This is a genomic window from Deinococcus sp. LM3 (assembly GCF_002017875.1).
GTDB lineage: Bacteria > Deinococcota > Deinococci > Deinococcales > Deinococcaceae > Deinococcus.
Window position 1 is genome coordinate 2303640 of the sequence record NZ_MUFV01000001.1, and the last position, 17669, is coordinate 2321308.

Sequence of the window (17669 nt, forward strand, 5' to 3'; positions counted from 1 at the left end):
TCGCGTGGACTGGCTGCCCACCCTGGAACGCGTGCAGCCCTGGCACTGGTGGGTGCTGGGCGCGCTCCTGCTGATCCTGGAAGTCGCCGCGCCCGGCGTGTTCTTCGTGTGGCTGGCCCTGGCCTCCTTCGCCCTGGGACTGGTCGTGTTCGTCCTGCCGGTCCCGGTCGCCGTGCAACTGCTGCTGTTCGCGGTCCTCAGTGTCGCCAGCGTCCTGCTGGGCCGCCGCTACCTGAGCCGCCTGCTGCCCGACTCGCCCGAGGCGAACGGCCTGAACCAGGGCAGCGGCCGGCTGGTCGGGCAGACCGTGACCGTCACGCAGGCCATCGAGAACGGCGTGGGCCGCGTGCGCGTCGCGGACGGTGAGTGGCGGGCCACCGGCCCCGACACGCCCGCCGGAGCGCGGGTCCTGATCGTCGCCGCCGACGGCGCGACCCTGCACGTCCGCGAGGTCAACGGCACCTGGACCTGAGCTGACTCAGGGAATGCGGCACGCGGCCAGGGCATCTGCTCTGGCCGCGCCTGCTGTTTTTCCCGGTTTACGTGCCGCGCCGCACCGGGTACAGCCAGGGCCGCAGCGTCCGTGACAGCAGCGGCAGCACCGGCCAGTTCAGGAAGATGGTGGACAGCGTGGCCGTCGCCAGCGTGGCCGCCCAGCCGGGCCAGTCGGCCGTCAGGGGACGCAGCAGCGTGGCGAACAGCATGATCAGCGGGTACACCCCCACCACGCCCACGATGACGTTCTTCCACAGTGGCGGGGCCGGCAACCGCGAGGGCCGGTCGAACCACGCCTCCAGCCCCTGCGCCTCGCGGTACTCGACCTCACCCGCTGTGAAGCGGTCCAGTTCCGTCAGCGCCTCGCGGTAGGCGGGCGACGACCGCCACGCCTCCAGCGACGCCCGGTCCCGGAAACGCACCAGCGTCACGTACTCCGCGACCGGTCCGCTCAGGTCCCGCAGGACATGCAGCCCCACGAAGCCCGGCTGCGCCCCCTGAAGGACGTGCAGGCGCCGTGCCCAGGCCTCGTACGCCTCCAGCTGCGAGCGGCGCACCCGCTCCGTGACGACCAGGGTGATGCCCGTCCCGGTCGGGGGAGCGGCGGTGGGGGACGGATCAGGAGTGGCGGGGTCAAGGTGGGCAGACATCAGCCCCGCAGTTTACCGTACCCGCCCGCCACACCTTCCGGGAATAAGAGAAACCCCCGCCCGAACAGGGGGCGGGGGTCGCAACGGTCCGTGATTCAGCGCTTGCTGAACTGGGGAGCGCGGCGGGCCTTCTTGAGGCCGTACTTCTTGCGCTCGACTTCGCGGGGATCGCGGGTCAGCAGGCCCTTGGGCTTGAGCTGCGCGCGGAAGTCGGGGTTGACCTTCAGCAGGGCGCGGGAGATGCCCAGCTTGATCGCGTCGGCCTGGCCGGTGGGGCCGCCGCCGACCACGGTGATCACGGCGTCGTAACGGCCGGCGGTGCCGGTCTCACGGAACGCCTGCAGGGCGTGCACGGCGCGCAGCAGACCACGGAAGTAGGTCTGGAACTCTTTGCCGTTCACGATGATCTTGCCTTCGCCGGGGCGGAGGAACACGCGGGCCACGGCGCTCTTGCGGCGGCCGGTGCCGTAGAACTGTTCAGGTTGCTGAATCGCCATGATTATTTGACCTCGAGCGTCTGGGGTTTCTGGGCGGCGTGGGGGTGCGTCTCGCCGGCGTACACCTTCAGGCGGGGGTGCATGGCGCGGCCCTGACGGCCCTTGGGCAGCATGCCGAACACGGCGTGCTCGATGACACGCTCGGGGTGCTTCTTCAGCGCCTCGCGGGCGGTTTCGGTCTTCAGGCCACCCTGGTAGCCGCTGTAGCGGGTGTAGACCTTACCATCGAGCTTGTTGCCGGTCAGGGCGACCTTCTCGGCGTTCAGCACGACCACGAAGTCGCCCTGAATCATGTTCGGCGTGAAGTCGGGGCGGTGCTTGCCACGGATGCGGCTCGCGATCAGCGTCGCCAGGCGGCCCAGGGGCACGTTCGTTGCGTCCACAACGACCCAGTTCTGCTCGTCATTTTTGGGGATGTAGGTTTTCACCGTGAAACTCCATGAAGATGGGATTTGGCTGCGACACACCCCGCTCCGACGGGGAGACGAAAACGTGTGTGTCCGGGTGCCTCCCGGTCGCCTCGGCCCTACCAAGCACGAGACACTAAAGGTCAAGGTATCAGATTCGGGGGCCTGGGGGCAAGCGCCCTGTTGCAGTGCCCGGCGAGGCCGCCACGCGGATGCAAGTTCCATCCGGCTGTGAGCCGCCCAGTTTTTCCGGGCCTCTGCCGTCGAAAGGCCGTTGGTGTCACCCGGCCCGTCGGGGTGTAGGGGCGCGCCGGTCTCGTCGTTTCTAGGTGCAGTCCAGGTGCGGACCGGACATACTTCAAACTCACCGGCGGCCGTGAGAGTCGGCTGACCGCAACAGGGACAGGCGACCTTCCGGGTCACATGCCCCGGATCACGCCTCTATCAGCGCTTCCATGCCCAGGCGGTAGCCCAGGAAGCCCAGGCCGCTGATCTTGCCGTGGCACACGGCGGCCGTGACGCTCGTATGCCGGAACTCTTCGCGGGCGTCCACGTTGCTGATGTGCACCTCGACGACCGGCAGGGGTTGCCCGGCGATGGCGTCGCGCAGCGCGTAACTGTAGTGGGTGAGCGCGCCGGGGTTGATGACCACGCCGCTGAAGCCCTGTTCCTGCGCCTCGTGGATCCATTCGATCAGTTGACCCTCGTAGTTGCTCTGGCGGCAGGTGACAGAGGTGCCGAGTTCCGCGCCCCAGGCCTCGCACTGCCGTTCGAGGTCTTCGAGGGTCTGGGAGCCGTACACGCCGGGTTCCCGCAGGCCGAGGCGGTTGAGGTTGGGGCCGTTCAGCACGAGCAGCATGGCCCCAGCCTACCGTCCCGGCGGGTCAGGTGAGCGCGGGGTTGTGCAGCGCAGCGGCGGGCGGGGTCGCGGCGGCCAGACCCAGGTCTGCGAGGTCTGCCTGCCAGTCCGTGAATTCGGTCCGCAGGACGCTCTCGGGCACGCGGGTCAGGTACGGGTCGGCCACGGCGCGCAGCAGCACGAAGCGCACGCCGTCCGCGTCGGCTTTCTTGTCGCGCGCCATGAACGGGGCCACGTCGTCGTAGGTCAGGGCCGGCAGGGGAGAGGGCCGCTGCCAGCGCAGGAACGCCCGCGTGTGGGTGGTCAGGTCCTCGCCGCCCAGCGCGCGGGAGAGCCGCGCGGCGTAGTGCAGGCCGTACCCGACCGCGTCGCCGTGCGCCGCCCCGTGGTGGGTGACGGCTTCCAGCGCGTGTGCCAGCGTGTGCCCGAAGTTCAGGTAGGCCCGCTCGCCCCGTTCGGTCAGGTCACGGGTCACCACGCCGGCCTTCACCGCGATCGCGTCGGCCAGGGTGTCTTCCAGCAGCGCGCCGCCGGGCCGGAACTCGGGGTCCAGCACGCGCGCCAGCAGGCTGGGATCACTGATCAGGCCGTGCTTGAAGGCCTCGGCGGCCCCCTCGCGGAACACCGCGCCGGGCAGGGTCGCCAGGGTGCGGGTATCGCACCACACGGCGCGCGGCGGCCAGAACGCCCCCACCAGATTCTTGCCTTCCGGCAGGTTCACGCCGGTCTTGCCGCCCACGGCGGCGTCCACCATGCCCAGCAGCGTGGTCGGCAGGGTGTAGAACGCCACGCCGCGCAGGTAACTCGCGGCCGCGAAGCCCGCCAGGTCGGTCGCGGCCCCGCCGCCCAGGCCCACGACCGCCCCGTCGCGGGGAATGTTCGCCCCGGCTAGCCGAGACAGTACGCCGCTCAGGACGTCCAGGGTCTTGCAGTCGTCACGGGCCGGCACCTCGATCGTCACGGCTGGATTCAGCGCCGCCTGCACCTGCGCCACGAATTCACGCGGCAGGTCCTCCGGATGAATCAGCGCCACGTGCCGCTCGGGAACGCGCAGGCCCGCCAGCAGGTCCGCGCCGACCGTGACCGTGTAGGCTCCGGGCTCTCCGGCGTGGCCGACCTCAATCCGCCGCACGGTGATCCCCCGTCGTGGTCGCTTCGCCCTGCGCGGCCCAGGCGTGCTGCGCGTCCGCCCAGGCCCACAGCCGCTCGATGATCTCCTCGACGATCTCCTCGCTGGGGCGCCCGTCGCTGTGCACGTGAATGGTGCCCTGCCGGTACACCGGTTCGCGTTCGTCCATCATCGAGCGGATGGTCGAGAGGGGATCCTCGACGCGCAGCAGCGGCCGGTCGCTGTGCTTGGTGCGCTGGTACACCGTCTCCGGCGTGGCCCACAACACCACGACCGGGCCGCGTTCCAGCAACTGGCGGCGGTTCTCCTCCTGAATGAAGGTTCCGCCGCCCAGGCTGATCACCGCGTGTTCCAGGCGGGTGACGCGGTGCACGACCTCGTGCTCGCAGGCCCGGAAGTACCCCTCGCCCTCCTGCGCGAACACCTCGGGGATGGTCTTGCCGACCACCCGCGTGATCAGCTTGTCGGTATCAACGAAGTGCAGCGCCAGCGCCCGCGACAGCTCCCAGCCGATACGGCTCTTGCCGGTTCCCATGAAACCGGCCAGCGCCACCCACGACACGGGGCGCTCGATGAGGCCGGAACTGAACATGGGGGACAGTGTAAGGGAATCCCCGCCGGGCGGCGTGACGGATGCACCCTCTGACAGCCCCGCCTCCTGCAGCGCCTCGGCCGGCACCTCCAGCAGGTGCGCGCCGAGGGCGGCCTCCAGCCCCCCCCGGAACGCCGCCAGGGCCACCTCGCCCGCCGGGTGGCCCGGCGTGTCACTCAGCACGCGACCCGCCTCAGTACGCCTGGGCGAAGGCGCGGGCCGCCGCCACGCGCTCCTGCAACTCGGGCAGGGTGTCGCCGCCGAACTTCTCCAGCATCGCCTCGGCCAGCACCCACCCGACCGCGCACTGAAGCACCACGCCCGCCGCCGGAACGGCCGTCGTGTCGCTGCGCTCACGGGCCGCGTCGGACGGTTCGTGAGACACCACGTTCACGGTCGGCAGCGGCTTCATCAGCGTGGCGATGGGTTTCATGGCGACCCGCACGATCAGCTCCTCGCCGTTCGTCATGCCGGCCTCCAGCCCGCCCGCGCCGTTCGTGTCACGCGCGTACGTCCCCTCGCGGTAGTACACCGCGTCGTGCACGCCGCTGCCGGGGCGGGTGGCGTTCTCGAAGGCCCGGCCGATCTCGACGCCCTTCATGGCCTGCACGCTCAGGCACGCCTGCGCGATCCGCCCGTCCAGCTTGCGGTCGTAATGCACGAACGATCCCAGTCCCACCGGCAGGCCCCGGAACCGGACCTCCAGAATGCCGCCCAGCGTGTCGCCGTCCTTCTTGGCCTGATCGATCCGTTCACGCATCTGCCCGGCGGCGTCCGCGTCCGGCGTGCGCAGGTCGCTGTCCTCGATGGCGTCCAGCGCGTCCCAGGAGAACGCCTGTCGCGTCTCGATCCCCGCGAGGCTCGCCACGTAATTCGCGCCCTGCACGCCCAGCTCGCCCAGCAGCTTCAGGGCCACGCTGCCCACCGCCACGCGCGCCGCCGTCTCACGCGCACTGGCGCGCTCCAGCACGTCCCGCAGGTCCCGGTGCCGGTACTTGATGCCGCCCGTCAGATCCGCGTGACCGGGCCGCGCGTCCGTCAGGGCCTTCTTGCGAGGCTCGCCGCCCGGCTCGGGTGACATGATCTCCGTCCAGTTCCGGTGATCCTTGTTCGCGATGGCCAGCGTGACCGGCGCGCCCGTCGTGCGGCCCGCCCGCACGCCACTCAGAATCTCGGCCTCGTCCGTCTCGATCACCATGCGCCGGCCCCGGCCGTACCCGCCCTGCCGCCTGCGCAGCCACGGGTCGATGTCCCCTTTGCCCAGATTCAACTGCGCAGGCAGCCCCTCGATGATGGCCGTCAATTGCGGCCCGTGCGACTCCCCGGCGGTCAAGTACCTCATACCACCGGACTGTAGCGCCCCCCCGCGCGCCGCGCGGAGGGCATGACCAAACAAACACGCCCCCCGCACCGCAGCGCGGCGAGGGGGGCAGAGTGAATCCGGGGCGTTACTTGACGACCGTCCCGGTGATGACCACCAGCAGTTGCGTCTGCTCCCTCTTGGTGGCTTCCCGGCCGAACAGGCCACCGATCACCGGGATGGTCGACAGGAACGGCACGCCGTCCCGGTTGTTGCTCTCGGTGGTTTTCAGCAGGCCGCTCAGCAGCAGCGTCTCGCCGTTCTTGAAGGTCAGGGTCGTCTGAGCCTCGCTGTTCACGAACTGCAGCAGGTTCGGCACGGTGTCCGCCGTGATGGTCGTGCGCAGGTCGTTGATCTGGCCGCGCACCCGCATGGTGATCGTGCCGTCCGGCGCGACCTGCGGATCGAAGAAGTCGAGGTTCACGCCGTAATCGATCTGCTTCTGAATCGGGGCCACGTTCGCCGCCGTCGACGGAATGTTCAGCTCCAGACGCCCGCCGCTCTTGATGGTCGCCGCCGCCGAACCCGACGCGTTCTGCGTGCTGGTCCCGCTGCCCAGGGACCGCTGACCGCTCTGCATGGTGATCGCGCCGTCGTACACACTCTTGCTCAGGCCCTGGCCCTGCAGGGTGTTCAGGGTCGCGCCTAGGTTGAAGCCCACCAGACTGCGGGTCGGATCGAAGGCCGCGCCCAGCCCGCCACTGCCCGCGCTGACCGTGAAGCCCCCGAAGCCTGCCTTCCAGTCCATGCCCAGGCTGCGGCTGGCGGTCTCCGTGATCTCCTGGATGCGGACCTGCACGTTGATCTGCGGAACCCGCTGGTCCAGGTTCGGGATCAGGTCGGCCACCTGCGCCACCTGATCCGCCGTGCCGCGCACGATCAGGGTGTTCGTCCGCTTGTCCGCGATGATCGACGCGGTGGCGGCCCTGGTGTCGGTCGCGGCCGTACCGGTACCCGCCGCACTCGCCGCCGGGTTCAGCGGTGCGTTCGCCAGCGCGCCCGTCGTGTACGGCTGCCCGGTCGTCGGGTCGATCAGCGTGGCGTTCGGCACGATCGAACCGGTGCTCAGCTCACGCGCCAGCGTGCCTTCCAGGGTCGCCTTGACCTCCTCGGCGCTGGCATTCACCAGCTGGAACACCCGCTGCGTGATCTGCGCACCCGCCACCACCGGCGCCACGCGGTCCACCTGACCCAGCAGGGTCACGGCGGCGTCCAGCTGGTTCTGCGGTCCCGTGATCACCAGCTGCCCGGTCTGCCCGACCGGCGTGACCTTCAGGCCCGGGTACTGCGCGGCCAGCACGGCCACGATGTCCGCCTGCGCGCCCTTCACGGCGTACACGCGCTGCACGGTCTGCGTCTCGGTGGTGGTGGTGCTGGTGCCGGCGCCGGGCGTGCTGTCCAGCTGCCCCAGCAGGCGCGTGACCTCGGCCACTTCCTTGTTCGTGCCGCGAATGATCACGCTGTTGCTGCGCACATCCGGAATGATCCGCAGAGTCGCGGAATCCAGCTTCACGTCCGCCAGGGTACGCAGGACGCCGGTCGTGTTGCCCTGCGCGTCGCGCTGCGGCGTCTCGCTGTACGTGGGCGTCCCGAAGAACAGTTTCACCTGCTGCGAGGCCTGCGTGGCGTCCGCGTTCTTCAGGGTCACGCTGCGCTGGATGGGCGTGTTGCTGACCCGCAGGACCGGCTCGCCGCTCAGGCGCACCACGTCGTAGCTCAGGCCGTACACGTCCATCAGCAGCGGCCAGACCTCGTTGAAGGGTTTGTTCTGGAAGGAGTACACGACCGGGCGGGCCGTGCCGGTCGCGGCTGGCGTACCAGCGGTGCCGGTGCCTGCCTCGGTGGTGGGGGCCGCCGTACCGGCCGCCGAGGGCAGCGCGTCCACGTTGGTATCCAGGATCAGCCCGTACCCGGCCGATTTGGCGAGTGCCGACAGCAGGCTCGACAGCGGGCCGCCGTAACGGCCGATCTCGATGGTGACGTTCGCGGGTGTCAGGGCCGGGTCGGCGCTGGCGCTGGTCTGCGTGACCGGCGCGGCCGGAGTGGAGGTCTGCGCGGCGGCCATGCCCAGCGCGGCGGTCAGCAGGAGGAATGCGAAGCGTTTAGTCATGGCTCACCTTTTGTCCAGTTCGAGGGTTCTAGAGTTGTTGCCCAGGCTCAGCGTGGCGCCGGTCGCCGTGACTTCCTTGACGGTCACCTGCGTGTCCGGGAGGGTCTGACCGACCGAGACGACCACGAAACCGTCCTTGCTGCGGAAGATGGCGGTGTTGACCGGCCCGAGGACCACGGCGTTGAAAGCCAGTTCCTGCGTCTGCACGAAGGCGTCGAGTGCATTGAGCGCCGGGACGCTGGCGTTCCCGCTGCCCAGGTCCGTGATGACCTGCGGCGTGCCGGGTGCGGGGGCCGCCGTGGTGGGAGCCGCGCCGGACGTGCCAGTGTTCGAGCCGCCGTTCGTGCTGCCGCCTGCGTTGCTGGCGGTCAGGGCCGGGATGCTGGTCACGCCGGGAACACTTACGCCGGCCACCGGGGGTTTCACCGGAGCGGGCTGCGGCGCCGGGTCGGGCTGTGCGGGCGTGCCCGGAGTCACCACGATCGGGTCGCCGCCGGGAATGGGGGTGACGACCACGGGCTGCGCGACCGGGCCGGTGCTGCCGTCGCCGCCAGGGATGACCGGTACCGGAACGGCCCCGCCGTCGCTGCTGTCCGAACCATTCGCGCCGGGCAGAGGGCTGATGGCCAGCGGACCGCCAGTGGTGCCGAGCGGATCCACGGCCGGAGTGACCGGCTGCGGCACGCTGGCCGTCGTGTCAGGCGTGACAGGGGTCGGGGCGGGCGTCTGTCCGGCCGGGGCGCTGTCGTCTCCCGTGACCTGCAGCGGCCGGAAGGGGTTGTTGCCGGGCACGGCGGCCAGGGTCGCCTCGGGGTTGATGCCGGCCGGGGTGGGGGGCACGTCGCCCGGTGCGGGGGTGGCGGGGTCCGTGACGGTGCCGTCGGTGGGGAAGGGCGGGATGACCTCCACTTCCACCTGCGCGTCGGGCTGCACGGCCACGCCCGGCGTCTCGCCGGTGGCCGGGTCGGGTTCGGCCGGCGTGACCGGAATGGTGTCGTCGCCGGAACCGCCGGTCACGACGGGCGGCTGCGGCTGGCTGGCGAGGTCGTCGGCGCTGGGCTTGGTCAGCAGGTAGTACACGCCGATCGCGGCGACCAGCAGCAGCAGGCCCAGCAGCACCTTCATTTCTCGGGAGAGTTTCACGGGCGCGCGCGTCACTGGGTGCCTCCTGCGGGGGGCGCCGGAGCGGCGGGCGCGGCCGGCGCGGCGTCCGGGGCGCCCGGAGTGCCGGTCGCAGCGGCCTGGGCGGGATCGAAGGTGTAGACGGTCAGGCTCATGGTGCCCTGCAGTTCAGGGTCGAGGCTGGTGGCTTCCGGCAGTTGCAGGCTCAGGTTGTTCACGTTCGTGAAGCGGCTCATGGTCTCGACCGAGCGCAGCATCTGGAACAGCTCCGCGAAGCGGCCGCTGACGCTGAGGTTCAGGCCGATGGGCCGCACGCCGGCCGGCAGGCCCGTCGCGTTGCCGCTCTGCACGTTGAAGCTGTCCATGCTGGCCCCGGCGGCGCTGGACGTCAGGCGCAGTTCGTCCAGAACCCCGCCGAAATTCGCGGTCTGCGGCAGCGCCGCCAGGAATTCGTCCTGCTGCACCTTGAGCGCCGCGACTTCCTCACGCAGCGCCGGGACCCGGCTGGCGTTGCCCCGCAGGACGACCACGCGGGAGTTCAGGGTGTCCAGTTCGCCCTGCAGGTTGCTGATCTCGGCCTGCCGGGGCTGGAAGCGCATGGTGTACCACAGCGCCAGGATCACCAGACACAGGCCCAGCGCCGCCAGGAACAGGTTACGCGGCGAGAGTTTAGTTAACACTGGGGCCTCCCTCCGCGCTGCCGGACGGAGCGGCGGGCGCGGTGGCCGGGGCGTTCGGGTCGGCCGGGGTGTCGGTCGCCGCGACGGGCTGAACGATGCCCACGCTGGCGTTGAAGGTGTACTGCCCGGTCTCGTCGTCGGACTGCATGGAGCGGAAGTTCACGCCGAAGTTCGGGTTGTTCTCGAAGGTCCGCAGGAAGCCCACGACCGCCTGCTGGCTGGCGGCCGAGCCGGTCAGGTCGATCTCGCGCGTGACATTCTTGCCGCTGTACACGCCGCCCTGCTGCAGGGCGCTCAGGGCGGCCGCGTCGAGCGCCTTGATGGTCATGTTCTGCACGGCCACGCCACTGCCGGCCGGCAGCTGCGCCGTGAACGCCGCGAGGTCGTTCGTCCAGTAGGTCTTGCCTTCGCGCAACTGCGTGGCAATGGAGGTGATCTGTTCCAGTTCGGTCTTCTCGCGGGACAGTTCCGAGAACTCCTGGTTGACGGGCGTCAGGGCCGTCACCTCGCCGTTCAGACTGTCGATCTGCTTGCGCAGGTCCCCGGCGCGCGTGGCGGTCACGACCTCCGGAATGAGGATGGCGGCGACCGTGACCGGGATCAGGGCGTACGTGGCAAAGCGCCAGGCGCTGGGTTCCGACTGCTTGCGGTACTGCTGCGGCAGCAGGTTGATTTCAACCACGGGTCGTCACCCCCCGCAGCGCGAGGCCCAGCGGCACCGTGAACTCGGGCGCGTTGGCCTGCAGGTACCCGGTATCCACGTTCGCCTGATCGGTCTGCACGGTCAGCCAGGGACTGGCGACCTCCACGCGGAAGCCCAGCGCGTCGCTGATCGCGGCGGCCAGGCCGCGCAGTTTCGCGCCGCCGCCCGCCAGGAACGTGCGGTCGATGACCACGTCGCCGCTCTGCACGCGGTAGAACTCCAGGCTGCGGCGGATCTCGGTGATCAGGTCGCCCAGCACGGGGCGGATCACCTCGAACACGCGCGCGGGGCTGTACTGCTCGCGGGCCATGTCGAAGTTCAGCAGGTCCTCCTCGTCCTCGGTGGGCGTGGTGGCGGTCGCGTACCCGAGTTTGACGTCCTCGGCGGCGCTGAAATCCAGGTCGAAGGCTTTCTGCAGGGCGGTCGTGAAATCGTCGGCGGACACGTTGATGTTACGGGCCATCAGCACGCGGTCACCGCGCACGAGGTTGATCACGGAGCTGCTCGCGCCGATCTCCATGACCAGCGCCACCTCGCCGGCCTCGGTGTAGTTCGTGCCGGTCAGGGTGCTCTTGGTCAGGTGCTCGCCCAGCAGGTTGCCTCGCAGGGCGCGCAGGGACGCGAAGCTCTTGAGATCCACGATGGTCGGTTCCAGGCCCGCCAGACGCAGCACCTCGATCTGCCGCGCGATCGCCTCGGTGGGCGCGGCGGCGATCACGACTTCCATCTGCCCGTCCTCGGGGATGGTGCTGAGGTCGTCGAGCAGGTCGAAGTCCAGGCTGACGTCGTCGATGGGGTAGGGAATGTACCGCTCGGCTTCCCACTTGATGGCTTCCTGCAGGTCCTTGCGGTCCATGCGCGGCACCATGATGTTCCGCGTCACCGCCACCTGGTTGGGGACGGCGGTGACGGCGTAACGGGTGGTGATGCGGTGCTCGGCCAGCAGGTTCTTCAGTTCGGTGGCGACGGCCTGAGGCTCGACCACCAGTCCGTCGCGCATGCTGCCGATGGGCGTGGGCACCATCACGGCGTGCTGGAGGGAAGGCGGTGAGCCGGGGCGCAGGGCCACGACCTTGATGGCACTCGTGCCGATTTCCACGCCGAGGGCATTCGGACGTGGGTTTAAGAGGCGGTTCAGGAAACTCGACATTCTCCCTCCAGGATCACGCGGATTTTAGCATTCACTCATCTGGCGTGCGGCGCGCGACCAGAGGGAGCAGGGGTGAGAAGGCGGATGCGGGAAGACTGAAAGGGACATGCCGTCCCATGCAATCACCCGCGCGCTTACGGAACTCTGACACCCTGAGACTACAGGAAAAGTCGCGCCAGGAGCGCACTGATGCCGCAGTGTCCGGTTGACACGCGTACCGGCCGGTCGCAGCGTGACCCGGAGTCACCCCACCCCGAACGTGAAGGTGCAGGCATCCGGTTGAGCGCAGTACACCACAAACACCGGACCTTCATCTTGCTCACGCGCCGGCCCCGCCCGCCGGGACGCCGGCCGACAGGACTCAGCGAGCAGGGGTCAGGTCCACATTGAAGGCCCGGACCGTTCCCGCCGCGTCCACCGTCACGACCAGCGCCCCGACCCGCCCCACCCGTCCCGGCCCGTGCGGCGTGGCCGCCACCACCCGCCCGGCCGTGTCCAGCCGCTCCAGGCGTTCGCCCGTCAGGCGGTACGTGCCCTCCGCCGTGACCAGCTGCGGCTGTGAGCTGCCCGCCGCGCCGTCCGGCGTGACCGTCAGGAACGCGGCGCCGCGCGCCAGGACCGCGCCGTCCGCCACGCGGCGAACCTCGCCCTCCACCAGCGCGAACTCCGCGCTCGCCACTGTCACGGCCGCCGACGGGCGACCCGCCACGCCGCGTGCCGGCTCGCCCGCGTACGTGACGGCGCTGCCGTCCTCGCGGTACACCCGCCCGGCACTCAGGGCCGCGACGCGCCCCACGTTCACGGTGCGGGCCGCGCCGTCCAGCGTGACGATCACCCCCAGGCCCGGCACGCCCGCCCAGGCTTCCGGGCCGTTCCAGGCGACGTCCACGGCCGCCGGCAGCGGCGGGCAGGTCACCCGGAACGACGGCGCGCGCGCCGCGCAGGCCCGCCCGGACGTCACCCACGCCACACCCTGATCGCTGAAGGCCGCGCGGAACGCCGCCCCGGCCGGAAGCTCGCCCAGCGCGGCGGGCGCGCAGCCAGCCACCCACAGCGGCAGGAACAGCAGGACAGGCAGGGCACGCGGGCGGCCGGAGCGGGAAGCGCGGGGAACCATGCCCGCATTCTGACCCGCCGGCCCGGACCTCCCGTGAGGGCGTCCTGACGCCGGCCGGCCCCCAGTCCTTACCCCGCGTCCCGCGCGGCCAGCAGGGCGCTCACGACCACGTCCAGCCCCACGCCCTCCTGAGCGCGCCGTTCGGGCGTCCAGCTGATGCCCCGGCTGGCCTTGACCAGCAGCACGTCCCCGCCTTTCACCTCGGCCAGCAGCGCGTCCACGAGTTCCGGTACGGTCGCGCAGGCCCGGTCGCCCAGTTCGGCCGCGAAGGCCCCCACCCCGAAGGTCAGGTCCGCCCGTTCGCGCGCGTACGCGCCGACTTCGGCGTGCAACTCCCGCTCGGTCGGCCCGAGTTCCAGCATGCGCCCCAGCACGCTGATCCGCCGCCCCGGCCAGCCGCTCAGGGCGTCCAGCGCCGCCCGCACCGCCACCGGCGAGGCGTTGTACGCGTCGTCGATCACCGTGAAGTGCCCCGGATGCACCCGGTAGCGGCCACCCGGCACGCTGACCGCCGCCAGTCGCGCGGCCGCCTCTGAGAGCGGCACGCCCGTCTCCTGCGCCAGCGTCAGCGCCAGCATCGCCGCCTCGGCCTGCACCCGCGCCGCCAGCGGCAGCGTGACCGGCACGCCCGCAAACCGGAACGACGCGCCCTGCGCCGTCACGGTCAGGTCCTCGCCCGCGTGCGTGACCGGCCCGAACCCGTAACTGTCCACCCCCGGATAGAACCCGGACGCCTGCGCGCCCACCATCCCCCGCACCGGGCGGCCGTCCACGCCGCGCAGGATCACGCCCTTCTCCCGCACGATGCCCTCGATGCTGCCCAGCTGCTCCAGGTGCGCCGGGCCGATACTGGTGATCACCCCCACGTCCGGGCGCACCAGGTCCACCAGTTCGGCCATCTCGCCGACCCGGTCGATGCCCATCTCGACCACCAGCGGCCGCCCGGAGCCGCCCAGCTCGATCAGGAAGCAGGCGATGGCCGGCATGGTGTTGAACACCGGCATGAAGTGCGCGTCCAGCGCCGCCGCCACGAAACTCTTCGCGGTGGTCTTCCCGGCGCTGCCCGTCACGCCCACCACCAGCGGACTGCGCGCCCGCTCGGCCCGCGCCCACGCCAGCAGCGCCGCGTGCGCGTCCGGCACCCGCACCGCGCGCGGCACGTCCAGGTCCGTCAGCACGAACGGCGCGCCCGCCTCCAGCGCCGCCTGCACGAAGCGGTTCCCGTGCATCGACTCGCCCGGCAGCGCCACGAACGCCACGTCGGGGCCCGCCTCACGCGAATCCCAGGTCAGGCGCCGCGCCGGGCGGGCCTCCGGGTGAACAGCAGCGGAAAAGGGCAGCGCGCAGAAAGGATCGACCATGACGCACCAGCATACCGGCCCCGCCCTATCCTGACCCGCATGACCCACCACCACCTCGGGACCGGCGCCATCCACACCGTCTGGGACCGCGCCCTGCCGCCCGCGCTGACCGTCGACAGCGGCGACACCGTCACGCTGCACACCCTGGACGCCTCGGACGGCGGCGTGGCCCGCCGGGTCGCGAGCGGCGAACTGAACGCCCCGCCCGAACTGCTGGCCCTGATCGTCGCGGACGCCCACCCGGAACACCCCGGCCCGCGCGGCCACCCCCTGACCGGCCCCGTTCACGTGCGCGGCGCGCAACCCGGCGACGCCCTGCGCCTCGAAATCCTGGACGTAAGAACCGCCGCGTGGGGCTGGACCGGCTGCCGCCCCGACGGCATCGGCCTGCTCGACGCCGCCCTGGCCGCCGAGGGCCTGACGGCCCACACGCACTTCTGGGACCTGCGCGCCGGCACGCACACCGACTTCCGCCCCGGCATCCGCCTGCCGCTCGCACCGTTCCCCGGCGTGATCGGCGTCGCTCCCGCCGCGAGCGGCCCGCACCCCACCGCGCCGCCCCGCCACGTGGGCGGCAACATGGACATCCGGCAACTCGTGACCGGCAGCACCCTCTGGCTCCCGGTCGAGGTGCCCGGCGCGCTCCTGTCCGCCGGGGACCTGCACGGCGCGCAGGGCGACGGCGAGGTCAGCGGCACCGGCATCGAAACTGCCGGACAACTGACCCTGCGCGTCCACGTCGAACCGCAGGCCGGAATCACCACCCCGGAATTCACCACGCCCACCAGCGGCGGCCACAGCCGCGCGTGGCACGCCACCACCGGCCACCACCCGGACCTGATGGAGGCCGCCCGCACCGCCCTGCGCGCCCTGCTACGCCGCCTGGAGGCGCGCGGCCTGAGCCTGGAAGACGCCTACGTCCTCGCCAGCGCCTGCGTGGACCTCAAGATCAGCCAGATCGTGGACGCCCCCAACTACACCGTCAGTGCTTTCCTGCCACTGGACATCTTTGATGGGGCGGAAGGCTGACCGCAGAAGGCTGACAGCGGCTCGCAGTCCGGGTGTGCCTGATCACGCTCCCGGCGCGGGTGATCATGGGCCGCTCACGGGGGCTTTTCTACGCTGTCCTCAACTCGGCGGGCATGCCGGGAAGGAGGCAGGAGTCATGCTGAACACGCGAAAGGGACTGAGGGCCGTGGTGGGTGGGCTGGTCACGTCGACGCTGCTGGGCACGGCGGGCGCGCAGGGTCTGATGGCACAGGGTCTGATGGCGCAGGGGACGGTCAATCCGCTGCAGCCGGTGCTGAACCCGAACGTGCTGCGCGCCGTGCTGGGGCCGCCACTGCTGGTGCTGCCGGACGACGGCGCGGTGACGCTGGTGTGGCCCGGTGACGCGCGGGCGGCCGGGTACGACGTGTACCAGGGTGGGCAGAAGCTGACCGCGCAGCCCCTGATGCCCGGCAAGGCGGGCGGGCCGATGTCGTTCCGGGTGAAGGGCCTGAAGAACGGGCAGCGGTACGACTTCCGGGTGGTGGCGCTGGGTGAGGCGAAACTGGCCGCGTCCCTGTCGCCGATGCCCGCGTCGGGCGGGCCGCTGGTGTGCGCGCGCTACCCGGTGCAGGGCACGGACATGGGCGTGCAGTCGCAGAACGTGCGGGTGGGCGGCGCGGCGACCGTGCCCATGACCGTGACCGTGAACGGCCTGAACCTCGCCGCGTCGGGTGGAGGGCTGTACCAGGGCACCCTCCCGGCTCCCGTGGCGGTGGGTGCGCCCCTGAACCTGCTGACGCGGGTGGGCGAGTGCCTGGTGTTCGCGTCGGACGTCGTGCCGGAAGCGCCCGCCCTGACGGCCCCGGCGGCGGGCAGCCGCCTCGCGGCGTCGGCGGCGCTGCCGGTCGCGTGGACGTCCGCGAGCAGCCCGCAGCGGTTCGTGGTGTCCGCGACCTGGGTGACGGGCGGCGCGGGAACCGGCTGGCGCTCCGGGGACCTGCCCGGCTCGGCCCGCAGCTTCAGCATCCCGGCGGGGACACTCCCGGCGGGGCAGACCGTGAAGGTCCGCGTGTACGCGTACAACGACGGGACGTTCGTGGGCAGCTTCGCGCCGGACTCGCGCATGGCGATCCGGAACGGGAACGAGGCCGGGCGGGACGTGACGGTGCAGGCCGCCGCGCCGAACCCCCCGGCGGTCAGCTGGGGCGACCCGCACCTGATCACGCTGGACCAGACGGCCCTGGAATTCCAGGCGGTCGGGGAGTTCGACCTGACCCAGAGCGTCACCGACGACTTCCGCGTGCAGGCCCGCCAGCGCCCCTGGGGCGGCAGCAGCGTCGTCAGCGTGAACACGGCGGTGGCCACCCGCATGAACGGGCAGAAGGTCGGCGTGTACGCCGGAATGATCCCCGCGCTGCGCATCGGCGAGGCGGGCGTGCGGACGAACGTGCCCGCCGGGGGCCTGGACCTGGGCGGCGGGCACCGCGTCACCCAGAGCGGGAACGTGTACACCCTGGACTTCCCCGGCGGGGAGCGGCTGGCGATCACGAACAATGGCGCGTACCTGGACGCCCGCCTGACCCTCCCGGACGCCCGGCGCGGGCGGGTGCGGGGCGTGTGGGGGAACTTCGACGGCGTGACCACCAACGACCTGACTGCGCGCGGCGGCGCGACCCTGAGCAGCCCCGTGACACCCGCCGACCTGTACGGCACCTTCGGGAACTCGTGGCGGGTGCCGGGCGCCGCCGAGTCGCTGTTCGTGTACGACACCGGCGAACGCTTCGGCGGCTTCGACGATCCGGCCTTCCCGGTCGCACCGGCGGTTGTCCCGGCCGGCGCCGCAGCCGGGGCCGGGGCGACCTGCCGCGCGGCGGGCGTCACCGATCCGCTGCTGCTGGACCGCTGCGTGACCGACGTGGCTCTGACCGGCAACGCGCGCTTCGCGGCGAGCAGCGCCGAGACGCAACCCGCCCGCGATCAGGTGCGCCTGGCCCTGCCGGACCTGACCGTCACCGCGTTCAGCGCCGCGTACAGCGGCACCTGCGTGGGCGGCGCGCCCCTCGTGAACGCCCGCGTGACCGTCCGGAACGTCGGCGCGGCCCCCAGCCCCGCCCGCAGCGACGTGGGCCTCGCGCAGGTCGTGGACACCCGCGATGAGACCCTGGGCGCCGGCTACCGTGGCAACGGCGTGGGCCTGCCCGCCCTGGCGCCCGGCGAGAGCGTGACCGTCACGGTCCCCGTCTACTACCCCGCCACGCAGCCCGCCACGCAGCCCGCCACGGCGCCCGGCCCGCACACCTACGCCGCCCGCGTGAACTTCGGCGCTTACTTCCCCGAAGCCAGCACCGCCAACAACCGCTTCACGACCACGCAGACCGTGACTGTGCCCGCCGGGGACTGCCGCTGAACAGGACAGTAGTCAGGGGGAACAGCGGAAAGGCCGGAGG

17 protein-coding genes are annotated in these 17669 nt (G+C 71.3%); 3 read left to right on the forward strand and 14 right to left on the reverse strand.

The annotated features are described in order from the left end of the window. Positions 1–4 precede the first annotated feature (4 nt). Complete coding sequence (locus BXU09_RS10820; protein WP_055362763.1) at positions 5–472, forward strand: NfeD family protein; 468 nt, start codon at positions 5–7, stop codon at positions 470–472. A gap of 67 nt (positions 473–539) precedes the next feature. On the opposite strand, the gene BXU09_RS10825 is transcribed toward BXU09_RS10820, so the two are convergent. From BXU09_RS10825 to murF, 14 genes are all read right to left on the reverse strand, one after another. Further along, positions 540–1145, reverse strand: a complete 606-nt coding sequence (locus BXU09_RS10825; protein ID WP_078302418.1) for an antibiotic biosynthesis monooxygenase — start codon at positions 1143–1145, stop codon at positions 540–542. 95 nt (positions 1146–1240) lie between these two features. Beyond that, positions 1241–1642, reverse strand: a complete 402-nt coding sequence (gene rpsI / locus BXU09_RS10830) for a 30S ribosomal protein S9 (RefSeq protein WP_046843115.1) — start codon at positions 1640–1642, stop codon at positions 1241–1243. Positions 1643–1644: 2 nt separating this feature from the next. Continuing rightward, on the reverse strand, positions 1645–2070 hold the full coding sequence (gene rplM / locus BXU09_RS21470; protein WP_055362765.1) for a 50S ribosomal protein L13: 426 nt from the start codon (positions 2068–2070) through the stop codon (positions 1645–1647). Positions 2071–2482: 412 nt separating this feature from the next. Beyond that, the gene (gene aroQ / locus BXU09_RS10840; RefSeq protein ID WP_078302423.1) at positions 2483–2908 is read right to left on the reverse strand and encodes a type II 3-dehydroquinate dehydratase; all 426 of its coding nucleotides are present in this window, start codon (positions 2906–2908) and stop codon (positions 2483–2485) included. Between the two features lie 25 nt (positions 2909–2933). Continuing rightward, positions 2934–4040 (reverse strand): 3-dehydroquinate synthase, encoded by a 1107-nt coding sequence (aroB, locus tag BXU09_RS10845; RefSeq protein WP_078302425.1) that lies wholly within the window; start codon positions 4038–4040, stop codon positions 2934–2936. Then, positions 4027–4686 carry a shikimate kinase gene (locus tag BXU09_RS10850; RefSeq protein WP_230284264.1) on the reverse strand — a complete coding sequence of 220 codons (660 nt, stop codon included), beginning with the start codon at positions 4684–4686 and terminating at the stop codon, positions 4027–4029. The genes aroB and BXU09_RS10850 overlap by 14 nt, the downstream gene beginning before the upstream one ends. Positions 4687–4822: 136 nt before the next feature. Continuing rightward, entirely contained in the window at positions 4823–5971 is a 1149-nt protein-coding gene (gene aroC / locus BXU09_RS10855) for a chorismate synthase (protein WP_078302427.1), read from the reverse strand. Positions 5972–6077: 106 nt separating this feature from the next. After that, entirely contained in the window at positions 6078–8099 is a 2022-nt protein-coding gene (locus tag BXU09_RS10860) for a secretin N-terminal domain-containing protein (RefSeq protein ID WP_078302429.1), read from the reverse strand. A gap of 3 nt (positions 8100–8102) precedes the next feature. After that, positions 8103–9257 (reverse strand): hypothetical protein, encoded by a 1155-nt coding sequence (locus tag BXU09_RS10865; RefSeq protein WP_078302431.1) that lies wholly within the window; start codon positions 9255–9257, stop codon positions 8103–8105. Next, positions 9254–9901: a type 4a pilus biogenesis protein PilO gene (pilO, locus tag BXU09_RS10870; RefSeq protein ID WP_078302433.1), complete on the reverse strand. Its 648-nt coding sequence runs from the start codon at positions 9899–9901 to the stop codon at positions 9254–9256. The genes BXU09_RS10865 and pilO overlap by 4 nt, the downstream gene beginning before the upstream one ends. Next, entirely contained in the window at positions 9891–10583 is a 693-nt protein-coding gene (locus BXU09_RS10875; protein WP_078302435.1) for a fimbrial assembly protein, read from the reverse strand. The genes pilO and BXU09_RS10875 overlap by 11 nt, the downstream gene beginning before the upstream one ends. After that, positions 10576–11754 carry a type IV pilus assembly protein PilM gene (gene pilM, locus BXU09_RS10880; protein WP_055362770.1) on the reverse strand — a complete coding sequence of 393 codons (1179 nt, stop codon included), beginning with the start codon at positions 11752–11754 and terminating at the stop codon, positions 10576–10578. The genes BXU09_RS10875 and pilM overlap by 8 nt, the downstream gene beginning before the upstream one ends. Positions 11755–12115: 361 nt before the next feature. Then, positions 12116–12871, reverse strand: coding sequence for a hypothetical protein (locus BXU09_RS10885; RefSeq protein ID WP_078302437.1), 756 nt, complete (start codon positions 12869–12871; stop codon positions 12116–12118). A 68-nt stretch (positions 12872–12939) separates the two neighbouring features. Further along, positions 12940–14232, reverse strand: coding sequence for a UDP-N-acetylmuramoyl-tripeptide--D-alanyl-D-alanine ligase (murF, locus tag BXU09_RS10890; RefSeq protein WP_078302440.1), 1293 nt, complete (start codon positions 14230–14232; stop codon positions 12940–12942). A gap of 39 nt (positions 14233–14271) precedes the next feature. Between murF and BXU09_RS10895 the strand changes: the two genes are divergently transcribed. Both BXU09_RS10895 and BXU09_RS10900 read left to right on the forward strand, forming a co-directional pair. Then, positions 14272–15261 (forward strand): acetamidase/formamidase family protein, encoded by a 990-nt coding sequence (locus BXU09_RS10895; RefSeq protein ID WP_078302442.1) that lies wholly within the window; start codon positions 14272–14274, stop codon positions 15259–15261. A gap of 136 nt (positions 15262–15397) precedes the next feature. Continuing rightward, complete coding sequence (locus BXU09_RS10900; protein ID WP_168174585.1) at positions 15398–17629, forward strand: VWD domain-containing protein; 2232 nt, start codon at positions 15398–15400, stop codon at positions 17627–17629. Positions 17630–17669 lie beyond the last annotated feature (40 nt).